The organism is Methylobacterium sp. P3_A11, assembly GCF_056403155.1.
Genome location: NZ_JBFUGA010000239.1, coordinates 1 through 1,082 on the forward strand (window position 1 = coordinate 1; position 1,082 = coordinate 1,082).

Consider the following 1,082-nt stretch of genomic DNA (forward strand, 5'->3'; position numbering starts at 1 on the left):
AGCTGACACCATCTACGATGTCGTCGTATGTAGCAATGGATCCTACGAAGATGCCGTCATTGGAAAGATGTGTTCTCACATTCTCGAACAGTTGAGGGAGATCGCTTTCGGGAATGTGTTCCAAGACTTCCCACATTGATATGATATCGAATTGGGCAGGATTGTCGGTTCTTTGATCCCGCAGAATGAAAGGTCGAGTGATATCGCAAGTTCTCAAATGATCGGGAATGATGGACCATTCGGCGCGCTGCGCCTTCAGTGAGTGGTCGCTGCCCTCGAGTCCGAAAGCGACATTGCCGCGGATCAAGAAATCAAAGACCAATCCTCCTCCCGAGCACCCGAGATCAAGGGCCGTGACCTTACGGCCGAAATGCTTCTCGGCAGCGTAGCAGAAGCGCTGATTTCGCGTATTGTCGTTCTTGGTTCCCCAGGGAACTAAGTGATCGTTGCTTTCGTAGGCGACGGGAAACTGAGTCTCAAGAGAGAATGCATTTTTTGGCGCCATATGGTAAGCTGCCAGCCGCCGAACATCTTGGATCTGAATATCCTGCAGATCATAGGCGCGGGTAATTTTATGATCGATAATATTGTATAGCTGTTGGGAAACTTCAACAACGCTTTGTAAAACAAATTTCTTATCTTCTTCGGTCATGTCCACATTCCGTTATTGAGAAATACCTATTTTATTTCTATAAATGAAACTAATATGTGGCATGATTCGTACAAAATCTCAAGCGCAGAGATCCAAAAAGTTCGAAGATCGATACATGGATGCCGCGAACTTTGCCTGCCGTTCAAGAGCGCGACGTTCGAGCACACGATTGCCTGGCCTGCCATCGGGCCTTCACCACGGAATCCGTCCGAACCGATCGATCAGCCGCTGATACTCGGCGCTGCTCTCGGCTCTGGCCCTGCCGCCCTGGCCCACATCCGATGTTCCCGACCCCGGATGCACCAGGCGGCACACCAGGGGCAGGCTGAAGCCGTGGCGCACGAGGTGCACGTTCGGGCCACCGAAGCGCAGGACGTTGGCGAGCCACGGGCGGACCTGGCTCGCGTCCTGCAGGGTTGCCGGCGCCGTG

At 52.8% G+C, this 1,082-nt stretch carries 1 protein-coding gene and 1 pseudogene; both read right to left on the reverse strand.

Going from position 1 to position 1,082, the window contains the following annotated elements:
* On the reverse strand, nt 1-652 hold a 652-nt coding region (locus AC1DXK_RS31005), incomplete at its 3' end, for a class I SAM-dependent methyltransferase (protein WP_477299709.1).
* Between the two features lie 192 nt (nt 653-844).
* Nucleotides 845-1,082 (reverse strand): annotated as a pseudogene (locus AC1DXK_RS31010) (glycosyltransferase family 2 protein); the annotation flags it as partial.